The sequence below is a fragment of the Mycobacterium sp. genome, from assembly GCF_019247615.1.
Classification (GTDB): domain Bacteria; phylum Actinomycetota; class Actinomycetes; order Mycobacteriales; family Mycobacteriaceae; genus Mycobacterium.
Genome location: NZ_JAFBAT010000269.1, coordinates 55,192 through 72,743 on the forward strand (window position 1 = coordinate 55,192; position 17,552 = coordinate 72,743).

Here is a 17,552-nt window from a genome sequence, read left to right on the forward strand (position 1 = left end):
TATCGGGGTCGAGATCGGGATCAAAGGATTGGCAGGTCTCATCGTACGTAGCAAATGGTACGGAAAAGCCGTCGGGTTGCCAGAAAACGAACTCACCGTGTCTCGTCGGCGTCCGGCATCCGCTCGGCTTGCTCGGGCGCCCGCTCGGCCGCCTGGTCGGCCGCCCTGGTCGCCGCTTCGGCGGCCGCGCTGCCCGGCCGGTTGCGCTGCACCCAGCCTTCGATGTTGCGTTGCTGCCCCGCCGACACCGCGAGTGCCCCCGGCGGGACGTCTTCGCGCACCACGGTGCCGGCGCCCGTATAGGCCCCGTCGCCCACGGTCACCGGCGCCACGAACATGGTGTCCGACCCGGTGCGCACGTGCGAGCCGATGGTCGTGCGCCACTTGGATTCGCCGTCGTAGTTGACGAATACGCTGGACGCGCCGATATTGCTGTGCTCGCCGATATCGGCGTCACCGACATAGGTCAGATGCGGAACTTTGCTGCCGGCGCCGATGCTGGAGTTCTTCGTCTCGACGAACGCACCCAGCTTGCCGTCGGCCCCCAGCACGGTGCCGGGCCGCAGGTACGTGAACGGTCCCACGGTGGCGCCCGGGCCGATCGACGACGAACTGCCGTGTGTGCGCACCACGGATGCGCCGTCGCCGACGGTGACGTCGGTCAGGGTGGTGTCCGGACCGATGACGCAACGGCCGCCGACCTGAGTGCGGCCCAGCAGCTGGGTCCCCGGATGGATCACGGTGTCGCGGCCGATGGTCACGTCGACGTCGATCCAGGTGCTGGCCGGATCGACGATAGTCACACCCGACATCTGGTGAGCGGCGACGATCCGGCGATTGAGCTCGGCGCCCAGCTCGGCCAGCTGGACGCGGTTGTTGACGCCGGCCACCAGCGCGCTGTCGTCGACGTGCCGAGCCTGCACGGACTGGCCATCCCCGCGAAGGATCGCGATGACGTCGGTCAGGTACAGCTCATGCTGGGCGTTGTCGGAGCTCAGCCTGCTCAGCGCCGAGCGCAACGCCGCGATGTCGAAGGCATAGACGCCGGTGTTGACCTCCCGGATCTCGCGTTGCGAGGGTGTGGCGTCGGCATGTTCGACGATCGCCGTGACCTCGTTGTCCTGAGTGCGCAGGATGCGGCCGTAGCCGCCGGGATCGCTCAGCGTCGTGGTCAGCACGGTGACCGCGGGCGACTGCGTCCGGTGACTCTCGATCAGATCGGCCAGGGTGTCCGAGTCCAGCAGCGGGGTATCGCCGGCGGTGACGACCACGATGCCGGCGTAGTCGTCGGGCAGCGCCGACAGCCCGCACAGGACGGCGTGGCCGGTGCCCAGCGGTCGGTCCTGCAGCGCGACGTCGATAGTGCGTCCCAGGGTGTCCGCAAGCTCGGCGACCAGCGGCGTGATCCGCTCGTGCTGGTGGCCCAGCACGACGACCAGGTGCCCGGGCGCCACCTTAGCTATGGCATGCACCGAATGCGACAGCATGCTGCGGCCGGCGAGGGTGTGCAGGACCTTCGGGGTGTCTGACCGCATCCGGGTGCCGGGGCCGGCCGCCAGAACCAGGGCCGCGGTGTCACCATCAGACGACATCGGACCTCCTTCTGCGCGAGCTGGGGGCACCTCCCGCTTGCGGGGGAGCGTGGTTGTACGCCGACACGCCGTCAAGCGTGTCATTTGACGCCCCCTCGCGGCAAAGAACCAGGCCCTTTTCTCAGGCCCTCTCGAAGCCCCTGTTCGTGCTCCGTCGCCAGGACTCGAACCTGAACTCTCAGAACCAAAATCTGATGTGCTGCCGATTACACCACGACGGATTGCGTGCCCACGGTGACTCTAGACGGTCGGCGGGCCGGTCGCGGTGCCCGTGAACCGATACGCTCATTGATGTGGCCGTTCTGGACCCTCATATACAGAAAGAGCCGGATAAGGCGGATAAAGAGGTGCGCCCGCCGCGCGCCCGCATGACCGGCACCGAGCGCCGGCAACAGCTCATCGGCATCGCCCGCTCGCTGTTTGCCGAACGCGGTTACGAAGGCACCTCAATCGAGGAGATCGCCCTGCGGGCCAACGTGTCCAAGCCGGTCGTCTACGAGCACTTCGGCGGCAAGGAGGGTTTGTACGCCGTCGTTGTCGACCGGGAGATGTCGGCGCTGTTGGACGGCATCACCTCGTCGCTGACCAATAACCGGTCACGGGTGCGCGTCGAACTCGTCGCGCTAGCGCTGCTCACCTACGTCGAGGAGCGCACCGACGGCTTCCGCATCATGATCCGCGACTCGCCGGCCGCGATCAGCTCCGGGACCTACTCCAGCTTGCTCAATGACGCCGTCAGCCAGGTCAGCTCGATCCTGGCCGGTGACTTCGCCCGTCGCGGGCTGGACCCGGATCTGGCGCCGCTGTACGCCCAAGCCCTGGTGGGCTCGGTGTCGATGACGGCGCAATGGTGGCTCGATACACGGGAGCCGAAGAAAGAGGTTGTCGCCGCGCATCTGGTCAACCTGATGTGGAACGGCCTGACCCACCTGGAGGCCGACCCGAGGCTGCAGGACGAGTAGCCCGGGCCGCAGTCCGACGAAAATCGCTGCCCGCCAAGGCGCCCTAGAATGGCGTCATCATGACCGCACCGGGGCCTGCTATCTCAGAAACCCCGATCGCGGGGCTCGTGGGCCTGGCGCTGACAGCGCCGACCTTCCAGCGGTTGACCGAGACCGCGGCCGCCATACCCCCCGAACTGAGCCTGGTCGGGCCGGCCAGTGCGCGCCTGTTCGTCGCCACTGCGCTGGCGCGGCTGGGTCCGCTGCTGGTAGTCACCGCGACCGGGCGCGAGGCCGAGGACCTGACCGCCGAGCTGCGCGGCGTGTTCGGCGACGCGATGGCGGTCTTCCCGTCCTGGGAGACGCTGCCGCACGAGCGGCTCTCGCCCGGCGTCGACACCGTCGGCGCCCGGATGCTGGTGCTGCGCCGGCTGGCCCACCCCGGCGACACCAGGCTGGGCCCGCCCCTGCGCGTGGTGGTGACTCCGGCGCGCTCGTTGCTGCAGCCGATGACGCCGCGGCTGGGCGACATTGAGCCCGTCACGTTCACGGTCGGCCAGGAAGTCGAATTCGAGGATGCGATCGCCCGGCTCGTCGAACTGGCCTACACCCGCGTGGACATGGTCGGCCGCCGGGGGGAGTTCGCCGTGCGCGGCGGGATCCTCGACGTTTTCCCCCCGACCGCCGAACACCCGGTCCGCATCGAGTTCTGGGGCGACGAGGTCAGCGAGATGCGGATGTTCTCGGTCGCCGACCAGCGCTCCATTCCGGAGATCGAGATCGACACGGTCGTCGCGGTCGCCTGCCGCGAACTGCTGCTCACCGACGACGTGCGAGCGCGTGCCGTCGAGCTGGCCGCCCGGTACCCGGCGGGGGAGAACGTCGTCACCGGCAGCGTCTCCGACATGCTGGCGAAGCTTGCCGAGGGCATCCCGGTCGACGGAATGGAGGCGTTGCTGCCGGTGCTCCGGCCCGGGGCGCACACGCTGCTGACCGATCAACTCGCCGAGGGCACGCCGGTGTTGGTGTGCGACCCGGAAAAGGCGCGGACTCGGGCCGCGGACCTGATCAAGACCGGTCGGGAATTCCTCGAGGCGTCCTGGTCGGTCGCAGCCCTCGGGAGGGACGCGCCCGTCGACGTTCAACAATTGGGCGGTTCGGGATTCGTCGAACTGGATGATGCGCGGGCGGCGGCGGCCCGGTCGGGTCATCCGTGGTGGACGCTCAGCCAGCTCTCCGACGAGTCGGCCATAGAGCTGGATCTCCGGGCGGCGCCGTCGGCCCGCGGGCACCAGCAGGACATCGACGGCATCTTCGCGATGCTGCGCGCCCACGTGACGACCGGCGGGTGCGCCGCGGTGGTAACGCCGGGAATGGGCACCGCCCATCGCGTCGTCGAGCGGCTGGCCGACTCCGACACCCCGGCCACCATGCTGGAACCGGGTGCCGCGCCTAAGCCAGGCGTGGTAGGGGTCCTCAAGGGACCGCTGCATGACGGTGTCGTGATTCCCGGCGCCAACCTGGTGATCATCACCGAGACGGACCTGACCGGTAATCGCGCGACCGCCGTCGAGGGCAAGCGCCTGGCCGCCAAGCGGCGCAATACCGTCGACCCGCTGGCGCTCACCGCCGGCGACCTGGTGGTGCACGACCAGCACGGCATCGGGCGTTTCATCGAGATGACCGAGCGCACGGTCGGCGGGGCGCGGCGTGAATACCTGGTGCTGGAATACGCGTCCAGCAAGCGAGGCGGCGGGTCGGACAAGTTGTACGTCCCCATGGACTCGCTGGACCAGCTGTCCCGGTACGTCGGCGGCCAGGCGCCAGCGCTGAGCCGACTCGGCGGCAGCGACTGGGCGAACACCAAGACCAAGGCGCGACGCGCGGTGCGCGAGATCGCCGGCGAGTTGGTGTCGCTATACGCGAAGCGGCAAGCCAGCCCCGGGCACGCGTTCGGGCCGGACACCCCCTGGCAGGCCGAGATGGAGGACGCGTTCGGCTTCACCGAAACCGTCGACCAGCTCACGGCAATCCAAGAGGTCAAGGCCGACATGGAAAGGCCGATCCCGATGGACCGGGTGATCTGCGGTGATGTCGGCTACGGCAAGACCGAGATCGCGGTGCGGGCGGCGTTCAAAGCCGTGCAGGACGGCAAGCAGGCCGCCGTGCTGGTGCCCACCACGCTGCTGGCCGACCAGCACCTGCAGACGTTCAGCGAACGAATGGCCGAGTTTCCCGTCACGGTCAAGGGGCTGTCCCGGTTCACCGACCCCGCCGAGTCGCGCGCCGTCATCGACGGGCTGGCCGACGGCACGGTCGACATCGTGATCGGCACGCACCGACTCCTGCAGACCGGCGTGCGCTGGAAGGATCTGGGCCTCGTCGTCGTCGACGAGGAACAGCGGTTCGGCGTCGAGCACAAGGAGCACATCAAGTCGCTGCGCACCCACGTCGACGTCCTGACGATGAGCGCCACCCCGATTCCGCGCACCCTGGAGATGAGCCTGGCCGGGATCCGCGAGATGTCGACGATCCTGACGCCTCCCGAAGACCGCTACCCGGTGCTGACCTACGTCGGTCCGCACGACGACAAGCAGGTCGCCGCCGCGCTGCGCCGCGAGCTGCTGCGCGACGGCCAGGCGTTCTACGTGCACAACCGGGTCAGCTCCATCGACCGGGCGGCGGCGCGGGTCCGGGAGCTGTTGCCCGAGGCGCGCGTCGCCGTCGCGCACGGGCAGATGCCCGAGGATCTGTTGGAACGCACCGTGCAGGGGTTCTGGAATCGCGAGTACGACATCCTGGTGTGCACGACGATCGTGGAGACGGGTCTCGACATTTCCAACGCCAACACCCTCATCGTCGAGCGCGCCGATACCTTCGGCCTGTCCCAGCTGCACCAGCTCCGCGGCCGCGTCGGCCGCAGCCGCGAGCGGGGCTACGCGTACTTTCTCTACCCGCCGCACGCGCCGCTGACCGAGACGGCCTACGACCGGCTGGCGACCATCGCCCAGAACAACGAGCTGGGCGCGGGCATGGCCGTCGCGCTCAAGGACCTCGAGATCCGCGGCGCCGGCAACGTGTTGGGTGTCGAGCAGTCCGGGCACGTCGCCGGGGTCGGCTTCGACCTCTATGTTCGGTTGGTGGGCGAGGCCGTTGAGGCCTACCGGGCAGCCTTGAAGGCAGCAGAGGACGGACAGACCGTCACCACCGCCGAGGAGCCCAAGGACGTTCGCATCGACCTGCCGGTTGACGCCCACCTGCCGCCGGATTACATCGCCAGCGACCGGCTGCGCCTCGAGGGCTACCGGCGGCTGGCCGCGGCGTCCTCCGACGCGGAGATCGACGCCGTCGTGGAGGAGCTGATCGACCGCTACGGGCCGCTGCCCGAGCCCGCCGAGCGGCTGGTGGCCGTGGCGCGGTTGCGGTTGCTGTGCCGCGCCGCAGGCATCACCGAGGTGTCGGCGCCGTCGGCGGCCACCGTGCGGCTCTCGCCGGTGACGCTGCTGGACTCGGCCCAGGTGCGCCTGAAGCGGATGTATCCGGCGGCGCACTACCGCGCCACCACGTCAACGGTGCAAGTTCCTATCCCGCGAGCCGGCGGGGGCTCCAAAAGTTTCGGGGCTGCCGCCCCTATGCGCGATGTCGAGTTGGTGCAGATGGTGGCCGATCTCGTGACAGCACTGCAGGGGAAGCCACAGCAGGAGATTGGTATAACGAGTGCGTCACCGACGGCCAGGGAGGAGCGACAGGCGCGATGATCGTCGTCTTGTTCGACCCACGGCGACCGTCGCTGGTACCCGTCGAGGCCATCGAGTACCTCACCGGCGAGGTGCAGTACACCGAGGAGATGCCCGTCGCGGTGCCGTGGTCGCTACCCGCCGCGCGGCCGGTGCACACCGGAGATCCCGAAGCCCCGGCGCCGGTGCTGCTGTCGTCCGATCCCGACCACCCCGCAGTCACCGCACGATTGGCCGCCGGAGCCCGCCTGATCTCGGCGCCGGAGACGCCGCGCGGGGAGCGGCTGGTGGACGCCGTGGCGATGATGGACAAACTGCGCACCGCCGGACCGTGGGAAAGCGAGCAAACCCACGATTCGTTGCGAAGGTACCTGCTCGAGGAGACCTACGAGTTGTTGGACGCCGTTCGCAGCGGCAGCGCCGACCAGTTGCGGGAAGAACTCGGCGACGTGCTGCTGCAGGTGCTTTTCCACGCCCGCATCGCAGAGGATGCGCCGCAGTCTCCCTTTACCATCGACGACGTCGCCGCCGCGTTGATGCGTAAGCTCGGCAATCGCGTACCCGGAGTCCTTGCGGGACAATCTATTTCGCTCGAAGATCAATTGGCCCAGTGGGAAGAGCGCAAGGCGGCCGAAAAGGCACGCAACTCGGTGATGGACGACGTCCACACCGGCCAGCCGGCACTTGCATTGGCGCAGAAGGTGATTCAACGCGCCGAACAGGCCGGTTTTCCGAACGATCTCATCCCGCCGGAGATCACCTCGATCTCGGTGTCGGCAGACATCGATGCCGAAAGCGCCCTGCGGACGGCCGTTTTGGAGTTCGTAGACAGCGTTCGCATCGCCGAGTGGGCGATCGCCGCCGCGCGCCGGGGGAACATCATTCCGGACGAGCTGGACGTGGCCCCCCTCGGGGAGGTAACCGAGCAGGAGTGGCGGGGGCACTGGCCACCTCGTGCATCGGCAACCCACGGCGAGATGCCGAGGTCCGCAGCGGCCGAGGAGGGGACCGCCGAAGCCGAAGAGAAGTCTCGGGCCGGCCCGAAAGCGTCCGGCGGGGGCTCGAAGCGACGCCGGGGGCGGCGGTAAGGCCGATCAAATCCGCGGTCGCGGCACTGGCCCGGCAGCGATGAGCGTGACGTTTGCCATGTCAGTCGTTTAGGCACCTGTGACGGAGAGTTGGGGTCGGGAATCGGGCGCGTCGCAAGTTTCCGGATTCGCTAGCCATCGTTGCCGTCAGCTAACCTATTTCCCGCTGACCCCGCGCCGCGTTGGCGAGTTCGGGGCCCAATCAGCCGGATAGCCCCGAATCCCATGGGACGATGGTCGTGGCCGAAGTTGGTGGCGGGGAGTCGAAGACACGGGAGACTGGGGAGCGTGGTGTCGCCGAGACGTTGGTTGCGCGCGGCTGCCGTCATCGGCGCGACCGCGATGCTTCTGGCCTCCAGTTGCACCTGGCAACTCAGCCTCTTCATCCCCGAGGGCGTTCCGCCGCCCTCCGGGGATCCGGTGCCGCCCGTGGATACGCACGTCAGCGGAAGACCCGCGGATCAGCTGCGCGAATGGGCCGAGCAGCGCTCGTCGGCGTTGGAAATCCCGGTCATCGCGCTGGAGGCCTATGGGTATGCCGCGCGGGTCGCCGAGGTCGAGAATCCGAAATGTCATATCGCATGGACGACGCTCGCGGGCATCGGGCAGGTCGAGAGCCACCACGGCACTTACCGGGGGGCGACGCTGTCGCCGAACGGAGATGTGAATCCGCCCATTCGGGGTGTTCGGCTGGACGGCAGCGGCGGCACCTTAAGGATCGTCGACACCGGGGGTGGCGCCGACGGCGGCACCGTGCGCGCGATGGGACCGATGCAGTTCATCCCGGAGACGTGGCGGCTCTACGGTGTCGACGCTCACAACGACGGCGTGGTCAGCCCGGACAATATCGACGACGCAGCGCTGGCCGCCGCGGGCTATTTGTGTTGGCGCGGCAAGGATCTCGCTACTCCGCGTGGATGGCTGACCGCGCTGCGGGCCTACAACAACTCCGGCATTTACGCGCGGGCCGTCCGGGACTGGGCAACCGCCTACGCGTCGGGTCATCCGCTGTAGCAGGATGTATCGAGGCTACGAGGCAAGTTCAGGCAAGGAGAACCCAGTGCCGATTATCGAGCAGGTCGGGGCCCGCGAGATCCTCGATTCGCGAGGCAACCCGACGGTCGAGGTCGAAGTCGCCCTGATGGACGGGACATTTGCTCGCGCCGCGGTGCCGTCCGGCGCATCCACCGGTGAGCACGAGGCCGTCGAGTTGCGTGACGGCGGTGAGCGTTACGGCGGCAAAGGCGTGCAGCAGGCGGTACAAGCCGTGCTGGACGAGATCGCTCCGGCAGTCATCGGGCTCAGCGCCGACGATCAGCGGTTGGTGGACCAGGCGCTGGTGGACCTGGACGGCACCCCCGACAAGTCGCGGCTGGGCGGCAACGCGATCCTGGGCGTCTCGTTGGCGGTCGCCAAAGCGGCGGCCGACTCCGCCGAGTTGCCGCTTTTCCGCTACCTCGGCGGCCCGAACGCGCACATCCTGCCGGTGCCGATGATGAACATCCTCAACGGCGGTGCCCACGCCGACACCGGTGTCGACATCCAGGAGTTCATGGTGGCCCCGATCGGGGCGCCCAGCTTTACCGAGGCGTTGCGCTGGGGCGCCGAGGTTTACCACGCCCTCAAAGCGGTGCTGAAGAAGGCGGGCCTGAGCACGGGCCTGGGCGACGAGGGCGGCTTCGCCCCCGATGTGGCCGGCACCACCGCGGCGCTGGACATGATCGGCCAGGCCATCGAATCGGCCGGCTTCAAACTCGGTGCGGACGTGGCGCTGGCCCTCGATGCCGCGGCCACCGAGTTCTACAGCGACGGCACCGGCTACACGTTCGAGGGCCAGACGCGCACAGCCGAGCAGATGACAGAGTTTTACGCCGGCCTGCTCGGCTCGTATCCGCTGGTGTCCGTCGAAGACCCCTTGGCCGAAGACGATTGGGATGGTTGGTCGGCCCTGACGGCGGCGATCGGAGAAAGGGTGCAAATCGTCGGTGACGATATCTTCGTCACCAACCCCGAACGCCTGGAAGAGGGCATCGAGAAGGGCGTGGCAAACGCGTTGCTGGTCAAGGTGAATCAGATCGGCACCTTGACCGAGACTCTCGACGCCGTCGCGCTGGCCCATCACAGCGGATACCGCACGATGATGAGCCACCGCAGCGGTGAGACGGAAGACACCACGATCGCCGACCTCGCGGTGGCGGTCGGCAGCGGTCAGATTAAGACCGGCGCGCCCGCCCGCAGCGAGCGCGTGGCCAAATACAATCAGTTGTTGCGCATCGAGGAGGCCCTCGGCGACGCGGCACGCTACGCCGGTGATCTTGCGTTTCCGCGTTTCGCGCTGGAGCAGAAGTAGGTTGGAATTCCCTTGACCGCCAAGCCGGATCCGAAGCGGCGATCCCCGGCGTCACGCCCGGGGAAGGCCGGCGATTCGGACCGGCGCCGAGGGGCCGCGAAGCCCGCAACCCGCGTGAGCCGCGATCCCACCCGGACGTTGCGTGAGCGTGTCGTCGAGCCCATCAAGCGTCAGGTCGCAGAATCCGTTGAGCAGCGTTCCGATCAGCGACTCGGTTTCACCGCGCGACGTGCGGCGGTGCTGGCCGCGGTCATCTGCGTGTTGACGTTGACCATCGCCGGGCCGGTGCGCACCTACTTCGCGCAACGCACCGAGATGGACCAGCTGGCGGCAAGTCAAGCCGCGCTGCGGCGCCAGATCGCCGACCTCGAGCAAAAGAAGGGCAAGCTGGCCGACCCGGCATACATTGCGGCGCAGGCCCGCGAGCGCCTCGGCTTCGTGATGCCGGGCGACATCCCGTTCCAGGTTCAGCTGCCGCCGACGGCGGCAGCGTCCCCGCAGCAGGGAGCCGACTCGGCGAAACCGGCGACCAACAACCCCTGGTACACCTCGCTGTGGCATACCATCGCCGACGCGCCCCACCTGCCACCGGAGAGCGCGCCGAATCCCACGACCCCCGGTGGTTGACCGCGCCGACCTGGAAGCGGTGGCGCGTCAGCTCGGGCGTGCGCCGCGTGGGGTACTTGAGATCGCCTACCGGTGCCCCAACGGTGAACCCGGCGTGGTCAAAACCGCGCCGAAACTTCCTGACGGGACGCCCTTTCCGACGTTGTACTACCTGACTCATCCGGTGCTGACCGCGGCCGCGAGCAGGCTGGAGACGACGGGATTGATGCGAGAGATGACCGATCGGTTGCAGCGCGACCAGGAACTGGCGGCCGCCTACCGGCGAGCCCACGAATCGTATCTGGCCGAGCGCGACGCCATCGAGCCGCTGGGGACAACGTTTTCCGCCGGCGGAATGCCCGACCGGGTCAAGTGCCTGCATGTGCTGATGGCGCACTCGCTGGCCAAGGGTCCCGGCGTGAATCCGCTCGGCGACGAGTCCTTGGCCATTCTGGCCCGCGAAGCGGGGACCGCTGCGGAATTAGTGGGGCCGCAGTGGCGGTGAGGGCCGCCGCAATTGACTGCGGTACCAACTCGATTCGCTTGTTAATCGCCGACGTCAGCGCCGGGCGGCTGCGGGATGTTCATCGCGAGACGCGGATCGTCCGGCTGGGTCAGGGCGTCGACGCAACGGGTGAGTTCGCGCCTGAAGCGATAGCCCGAACGCGCGCGGCGTTGGTCGATTACGCCGCGCTGCTACGCGCACACGGCGTGGACCGGGCACGGATGGTGGCCACATCGGCCGCCCGGGATGTCGCCAATCGCGACGTCTTCTTTGCGATGACGGCCGAGGTGCTGGGTGCCGTCGTGCCGGGCGCGGTTGCCGAGGTGATCACCGGTGACGAGGAGGCCGCGCTGTCCTTCAGTGGGGCCGTCGCTGAACTGGACAGCGCGGCGGCGCCTTTCGTCGTGGTCGATCTCGGTGGTGGCTCCACCGAGATCGTGCTGGGTACCGATGCGGTGGTGGCGAGCTACTCGGCCGATATCGGGTGTGTCCGGTTGACCGAACGCTGTTTGCGCTCGGACCCACCGACACCCGAGGAAGTGCAGGCGGCTCGCCGGGTGGTGCGCGAGCGCCTTGAAGTCGCGCTTGGCGTGGTGCCCGTCGAGGGCGCGCGCAGCTGGGTCGGACTCGCCGGAACGTTTACCACGCTGTCCGCTCTCGCCCACAACATGACGGCCTATGACTCTGCGGCCATTCATCTTTCGCGCGTTCCCGGCGCCAATCTGCTGGCGGTGTGTGAGCGGCTGATCGGCATGACCCGGGCCCAGCGCGCGGCGCTGGGGCCGATGCACGAGGGCCGCGCCGATGTGATCGCTGGCGGCGCGATCGTGGTGGAGGAGTTGGCTCGCGAACTCCGCGCCCGCGCGGGGATCGACGAGCTGATCGTCAGCGAGCACGACATCCTGGACGGGATCGTACTGTCGATCGCTGGTTGAGTCACATCAGCCACAGGAGTCCCCGCTGGGGAGACAGTCGGCTTTTTGCCCGCCTCGTAGCGACAACTCTGATTGATGTCATACCGGCATGCGACCGTCGGAATATGAATCTCACAGGAATAGAGCTTCGTTACGTGCTCGCAATGCATCTCGCCCACAATGGACGCGCGACTATCACCGAGATGGCTGATGCGCTTGAGGCACAAGGGTTTTGCATCGCTGGCAGGCCGTCGAAGGCCATATCGGATGCCTTGCGGCGGTGGGAGACCGGACGGGACAGGGTACGCCGGCTTCGGCGGGGGTTGTACGGTCCGGGCTACATCCCGCGCTCCACCGAATACCGGATACACCAACGGGTGCTGGCTTTGCGCGCGGCAGCGAAATTGTCGCTGCGAGCCGGGCAAAAGGAGCACCGCCTCCCCTCCGGGGACTGAAGTGACGCATGTGACTCACGCCTCGAAGCGATAGCCCATGCCCGATTCGGTCAACAGGTGCTTGGGGTGCGACGGGTCGTCTTCCAACTTTCGCCGCAGCTGCGCCAGATACACACGCAGGTAATGGGTCTCGGTGGCGTACGCCGGGCCCCAAACTTCCTTCAGCAACTCCTCGCGGCCGACCAGCTTGCCGCGATTGCGCACGAGCACCTCGAGCATGCCCCATTCGGTGGGTGTGAGATGCACCTCGGCACCGTCCTTGATGACCTTCTTGGCGGCCAGGTCGACGGTGAACGCCTCGGTCTCGATCACCGGCTCATCCATCTCGGACGCCACGGCGTTGCGGCGCACGGCGGCGCGCAGCCGGGCCAAAAATTCGTCCATCCCAAAGGGTTTGGTGACGTAGTCGTCGGCACCGGCGTCCAAGGCCTCCACCTTGTCCGACGAATCGGTGCGCGCCGAGAGCACGATCACCGGCGCCATCAGCCAGCCCCGCAGCCCGGCCAGCACCTCGATGCCCGAGATGTCGGGCAGGCCGAGATCGAGGATCACCACGTCGGGCTTGTGCTCGGCGGCGGCGCGCAAGGCCCCGGCCCCAGTCGATGCCGTGACGACCTCGTATCCGCGCACGGACAGGTTGATTCGCAGGGCGCGCAGGATGTGCGGCTCGTCGTCGATCACCAGTACGCGGGTCATCGGCGCCGCTCTCCCCCGCAAGCGGGTGGGGTCCCCGCGGAGCTGGGGAGTGCCCCCACCTCACAGCTGCGGCCCCCGCGAGCGGGTGGTGCCCCCAGTGCATCGTCGCCGGCGCGGGTCATCTATCCCCCTGCGCTGCGGCCAGATCCACCACGACGGTGAGCCCGCCGCCCGGTGTATCGCCGGCCGCGATGGTTCCGCCCATCGCTTCGACGAAGCCGCGCGCCACCGACATTCCCAGGCCCACCCCGGTGGTGTTGTCGTGGTCGCCCAGCCGCTGGAATGCTTCGAAGATCTGATCCTCGGTGCCTTTAGGGATTCCGGGCCCTTCGTCGATGACGTTGATCAGGACCCGATCGCCGACCTGTCCCGCGTTGACCCGCACCACGCAGTTGGGCGCGTAGCGGAGCGCGTTGTCGATCAGATTCGCGAGGACTCGTTCGAGTAGACCAGCGTCGGCCATCACCACGGCGTCGCCGACATCGACCTTGACGCGGTCGATAGCGGATCGATAGAAACCGGTGGCGCCCTTGCCGATCGAGACCAGCGCACGCTGCACCGCCTCCTCGACATAAACCCGGCGTAGATCCGGACGTACCACGCCCGCGGCCAGTCGCGAGGAATCGAGCAGGTTTCCGACCAACGCGGTCAGTTGGTCGATGGATTCCTCGATGGTGGCCAGCAATTCGGCGGTGTCCTCGGCGGAGAAGGCGACGTCTTCGGCGCGAAGGCTGGACACGGCGACCTTGGCCGCCGCCAGCGGCGTGCGCAGATCGTGGCTGACCGCCGACAGGAGGGACCGCCGCAGCTCGTCGGCCTGCACAATCGCGTGGGCCCGGCTGGCTTCTTCGGCCAGCTCGCGTTGCTTGATCAGACCCGCCGCCTGCCTCGCCACCGCGCCCAGCACCCGGCGGTCTCGTGCGGAGAGCTTCTTGCCGGCCAACAGCATCCAGTATTCGTCGTCGCCGACCTCGATCGCAGTGTCGGCGGAATCAACGCTGTCACAAGGGTCTTTGCCGACACTGGCAACGACGTAGCCCTTTCTCCCGGTGGCGCGCTCTTCCTCACCGGGCTCCCGCAGCATGCTGACCGCACGCTGCGAGTAGGTCTCCCGCACCCGCTCCAGCAGCGTCTCCAGATCGGCGCCGCGCAGCACCGACCCGGCGAACAGCGTCAGCAGTTCGGCTTCTTGGGAGGCGCGCCGGGCTTCCCGGGTGCGTTTGGCCGCGCCGTCGACGAGCACGGCGACCGCCACCGCGATCAGGAGCAGCACCAACTCGGTAATGGCGCTGTTCGGTTCGGCGATGGTGAAGCTGTGCCGCGGGGGTATCAGGTAGTAGTTCAGCAGCAAACCGGACAGCACCGCCGAAAGGGCCGCCGGGGCAACCCCTCCCAGGAGTCCGACCACGAGGACCCCGATGAAGAACAACGCGCTCTCGCCGGCGTTGTTCAGATATGGGTCCAGCAGCGTGACGCAAACCGCACAGATGGCCGACGGCACGATGACGGCAGCCAGCCACGACGCCACCCGGCGCTCGCGGGAAGAGAGCGTGGCCAACCGTAGGCCGCGCTTCGACTCCTCATGCGTGACCATGTGCACGTCGATCTTCCCGGACCGCTCGACGATCGTCTGGCCGATGCCCTCTTCGAAGATGCGGGCCCACTTAGGCCGGCGCGAGGTGCCGATCACCAACTGGGTGGCGTTGTTCTCGCGGGCGAAATCCAGCAGGGCTGTAGGCACGTCGTCGCCCACCACGGTGTGCACCGAAGCGTCCAGGCTGTTGGCCAGCTCACGGATCTTGCCCATCCTGCGCTCCGACAGCCCGGCCAGCCCGTCACCGCGGATGACGTGCACGACCATCAGCTCTGCGCTGGACTTCGACGCGATCCGGGATGCGCGTCGCACCAACGTCTCCGACTCCGGGCCGCCGGTCACCGCCACCACGACCCGCTCGCGGGCCTCCCACAAGTCGGTGATCTTGTTCTCCGCTCGATACTTGGCCAGCGCGGTGTCCACCTGGTCGGCCAACCAGAGCAACGCCAATTCCCTTAGCGCCGTAAGGTTTCCCTGGCGAAAGTAGTTGGACAGCGCCGCGTCGATCTTCTCCGGCGCGTAGACATTGCCGTGAGATAGCCTGCGGCGCAGCGCCTCCGGCGTGATATCGATGAGTTCGACCTGCGAGGCCTGGCGCACGATCGAATCCGGAATGGTTTCGTGCTGCTGAATACCGGTGATCTGGGCTACGACGTCGTTCAGGCTTTCCAGGTGCTGGATGTTCACGGTCGAAATCACCGTGATGCCCGCGTCGAGCAATTCCTCGACGTCCTGCCAGCGCTTTTCGTTCTTACTACCCGGCGTATTGGTGTGGGCGAGCTCGTCCACCAGAACCACCTGCGGGTGCCGCGCCAGCACGGCCGGCACGTCGAGCTCGGGGAAGCTGCCGCCGCGGTATTCGATGTAGCGCGGCGGGATGACCTCGATGCCATCAATCAGCTCAGCCGTTTTCCGGCGTCCATGGGTCTCGACCACGGCCGCCACCACGTCGGTGCCGCGCTCCAGGCGCCGGTGCGCCTCGCCGAGCATCGCGTACGTCTTGCCGACACCCGGGGCCGCACCGAGGTAGATGCGCAGCTCTCCGCGCTTGGGATGTTGGTCGGTTCCGGTCACGTCAACCATCATCCACCCGTGGCGCTAGCTCGACACTGGATACTTGTGATCGAGTTGCAGGTTGAGCTCCAGCACATTCACCGTAGGCTCACCGAGAAATCCCAGCGCGCGGTCGCTGCGGTACTGCGCAACCACCGCACGGATCTGATCCGGGCTGACGTGCCGCGCTTTGGCCACCCGGGCAACCTGAATGTCCGTGTATGCCAAGGAAATATGCGGGTCGAGGCCGCTGCCGCTCGCGGTGACCGCGTCGGCCGGGACGGTGGGATTCGCGGACGCGGCACCGCGAATCGGCACAATCTGGCCGATCGTGTAGTCTTGCCCAGTTTTGGGGCCGTACTTGGCGCACTCGACACGCGCACCCTCGTACAAGTTCAGAAACGGCGCCTGCGTCGACTGGCAAGGCTCGTTGACACTGACCACCCTGGTCGGGTGAAGGACGTTCCCGCGCTGGTCGCGGGGGCCGATCACCGACAGCACCGCGCCCACGCCGCCGCCCGTGCAGAACGGCCGTGATCCGTCCACACCCTCCAGTTGGCCCACAGCGCTACTGCGGGTGCACACCTGGGTCAGCAGGCTCGGCTTGAAGCCAGCATCCGACGCTGACTTTCCGGCCGCCAGCTGCGAAGGATCGGCGGGCGTGTCGACGATGCTTTCCGGCCCGAGGTTGCTCGCGCCCGACGACGTCGGGTCGTAGCCGTTGCCGGCCGCCGAGGGACGGCTCTGGAAGTACTGCGGGAGCGCGTTGCCGTCCTTGTCGGTGAATAGCTGACCGATGAGCCGACTGCCGACCGGTTTGCCGTTGGCGGTGAGCATCGACCCCTCGGCCTTGTCGTGCAGGCCGGGTATCTGCGCGACCAACCAGATGAACAGCGGGTAGGCGAGACCGGTGATCACGGTCATCACCAGCAGCGCGCGGAAAGCCGCCCAGTGCATGCGGACGAAATTCGAGAACTTCATGTCAGGACATCCCCGGGACGAATTGGACGATCAGGTCGATGAGCTTGATCCCGATGAACGGGGCGATGATGCCACCGAGTCCGTAGATATAGAGGTTGCGGCTCAACAGCTTCGACGCGCTGCTCGGCGTGTACCGCACGCCGCGCAGAGAGAGCGGAATCAACATGACGATGATGATCGCGTTGAAGATCACCGCCGACAGGATCGCCGACTGCGGGCTGTGCAACCGCATGATGTTGATCAGATCCAGCCCGGGGAACATCGCGACGAACATCGCCGGGATGATCGCGAAGTACTTCGCGATGTCGTTGGCGATTGAGAAGGTGGTCAGCGCTCCGCGGGTGATCAGCAACTGCTTGCCGATCTCGACGATCTCGATGAGCTTGGTCGGGTCGGAGTCGAGGTCGACCATGTTGCCGGCCTCTTTGGCGGCCGACGTGCCGGTGTTCATCGCTACGCCGACGTCAGCCTGCGCCAGGGCCGGCGCGTCGTTGGTGCCGTCACCGGTCATCGCGACCAGCTTGCCGCCTTCTTGCTCGCGCTTGATCAGGGCGAGCTTGTCCTCCGGCGTGGCCTCGGCGAGGAAGTCGTCGACGCCGGCCTCGTCGGCAATCGCCTTGGCGGTCAACGGGTTATCGCCGGTGATCATCACCGTGCGGATGCCCATCTTCCGCATCTCGTCGAAGCGCTCGCGCATGCCCTGCTTGACAACGTCCTTGAGGTGGATGACACCCAGCACCGCCGCCTCACCATCAATGCACTCACCGACGACCAGCGGGGTGCCGCCGCCCGCCGAGATGCCGTCGACGATCTCGCCGAGCTGATGCGGTACCTTGCCGCCTTGAGCGCGAACCCATTCCGCGACCGAGCTCGCGGCGCCCTTGCGCAGCAGGTGCCCGTTGAGGTCGACGCCCGACATCCGGGTCGAGGCGGAAAAGGCCACCCACTGGGCCTGTGACAGTTCGCCCGGCGTGCGCGCGCGCAGCCCGAAGTGTTGTTTGGCGAACACCACGACCGAGCGTCCCTCGGGGGTTTCGTCG

At 67.5% G+C, this 17,552-nt stretch carries 14 protein-coding genes and 1 tRNA gene; 9 read left to right on the plus strand and 6 right to left on the minus strand.

The features are described 5' to 3' along the window. Positions 1 to 92 precede the first annotated feature (92 nt). Both glmU and JO059_RS18785 read right to left on the minus strand, forming a co-directional pair. A complete protein-coding gene (glmU, locus tag JO059_RS18780) occupies positions 93 to 1,592 on the minus strand; it encodes a bifunctional UDP-N-acetylglucosamine diphosphorylase/glucosamine-1-phosphate N-acetyltransferase GlmU (RefSeq protein WP_293321427.1) in 1,500 nt (499 codons plus the stop codon). Between the two features lie 149 nt (positions 1,593 to 1,741). Then, a tRNA-Gln gene (locus JO059_RS18785) sits at positions 1,742 to 1,813 on the minus strand. A gap of 147 nt (positions 1,814 to 1,960) precedes the next feature. Between JO059_RS18785 and JO059_RS18790 the strand changes: the two genes are divergently transcribed. The 9 genes from JO059_RS18790 to JO059_RS18830 all read left to right on the plus strand — a co-directional run bounded on the left by JO059_RS18790 (position 1,961) and on the right by JO059_RS18830 (position 12,188). Next, on the plus strand, positions 1,961 to 2,554 hold the full coding sequence (locus JO059_RS18790; RefSeq protein ID WP_293321463.1) for a TetR/AcrR family transcriptional regulator: 594 nt from the start codon (positions 1,961 to 1,963) through the stop codon (positions 2,552 to 2,554). Between the two features lie 59 nt (positions 2,555 to 2,613). After that, the gene (mfd, locus tag JO059_RS18795; RefSeq protein WP_293321429.1) at positions 2,614 to 6,291 is read left to right on the plus strand and encodes a transcription-repair coupling factor; all 3,678 of its coding nucleotides are present in this window, start codon (positions 2,614 to 2,616) and stop codon (positions 6,289 to 6,291) included. Beyond that, entirely contained in the window at positions 6,288 to 7,358 is a 1,071-nt protein-coding gene (locus tag JO059_RS18800; RefSeq protein ID WP_293321431.1) for a nucleoside triphosphate pyrophosphohydrolase, read from the plus strand. The genes mfd and JO059_RS18800 overlap by 4 nt, the downstream gene beginning before the upstream one ends. Before the next feature lie 291 nt (positions 7,359 to 7,649). Next, positions 7,650 to 8,372, plus strand: coding sequence for a lytic murein transglycosylase (locus tag JO059_RS18805; protein WP_293321465.1), 723 nt, complete (start codon positions 7,650 to 7,652; stop codon positions 8,370 to 8,372). Between the two features lie 46 nt (positions 8,373 to 8,418). Beyond that, positions 8,419 to 9,708 (plus strand): phosphopyruvate hydratase, encoded by a 1,290-nt coding sequence (eno, locus tag JO059_RS18810; RefSeq protein WP_293321433.1) that lies wholly within the window; start codon positions 8,419 to 8,421, stop codon positions 9,706 to 9,708. 12 nt (positions 9,709 to 9,720) lie between these two features. Then, a complete protein-coding gene (locus JO059_RS18815; protein ID WP_293321435.1) occupies positions 9,721 to 10,335 on the plus strand; it encodes a septum formation initiator family protein in 615 nt (204 codons plus the stop codon). Continuing rightward, positions 10,328 to 10,819: a DUF501 domain-containing protein gene (locus JO059_RS18820; RefSeq protein WP_293321437.1), complete on the plus strand. Its 492-nt coding sequence runs from the start codon at positions 10,328 to 10,330 to the stop codon at positions 10,817 to 10,819. The genes JO059_RS18815 and JO059_RS18820 overlap by 8 nt, the downstream gene beginning before the upstream one ends. Beyond that, the gene (locus JO059_RS18825; RefSeq protein WP_293321439.1) at positions 10,810 to 11,754 is read left to right on the plus strand and encodes a Ppx/GppA phosphatase family protein; all 945 of its coding nucleotides are present in this window, start codon (positions 10,810 to 10,812) and stop codon (positions 11,752 to 11,754) included. Before JO059_RS18820 ends, JO059_RS18825 begins: the two co-directional genes overlap by 10 nt. Positions 11,755 to 11,858: 104 nt before the next feature. Then, on the plus strand, positions 11,859 to 12,188 hold the full coding sequence (locus JO059_RS18830) for a hypothetical protein (protein WP_293321441.1): 330 nt from the start codon (positions 11,859 to 11,861) through the stop codon (positions 12,186 to 12,188). A 15-nt stretch (positions 12,189 to 12,203) separates the two neighbouring features. Here JO059_RS18830 and JO059_RS18835 read toward each other — a convergent pair whose 3' ends face one another. From JO059_RS18835 to kdpB, 4 genes are all read right to left on the minus strand, one after another. Continuing rightward, positions 12,204 to 12,884, minus strand: coding sequence for a response regulator (locus JO059_RS18835; RefSeq protein WP_293321443.1), 681 nt, complete (start codon positions 12,882 to 12,884; stop codon positions 12,204 to 12,206). Between the two features lie 118 nt (positions 12,885 to 13,002). Further along, positions 13,003 to 15,564 carry a sensor histidine kinase KdpD gene (locus tag JO059_RS18840; protein WP_293321445.1) on the minus strand — a complete coding sequence of 854 codons (2,562 nt, stop codon included), beginning with the start codon at positions 15,562 to 15,564 and terminating at the stop codon, positions 13,003 to 13,005. Between the two features lie 12 nt (positions 15,565 to 15,576). After that, positions 15,577 to 16,512, minus strand: coding sequence for a potassium-transporting ATPase subunit C (locus tag JO059_RS18845; RefSeq protein WP_293321447.1), 936 nt, complete (start codon positions 16,510 to 16,512; stop codon positions 15,577 to 15,579). Position 16,513: 1 nt separating this feature from the next. Beyond that, positions 16,514 to 17,552: potassium-transporting ATPase subunit KdpB (kdpB, locus tag JO059_RS18850; RefSeq protein ID WP_293321449.1), on the minus strand; the 1,039-nt coding region annotated here is incomplete at its 5' end.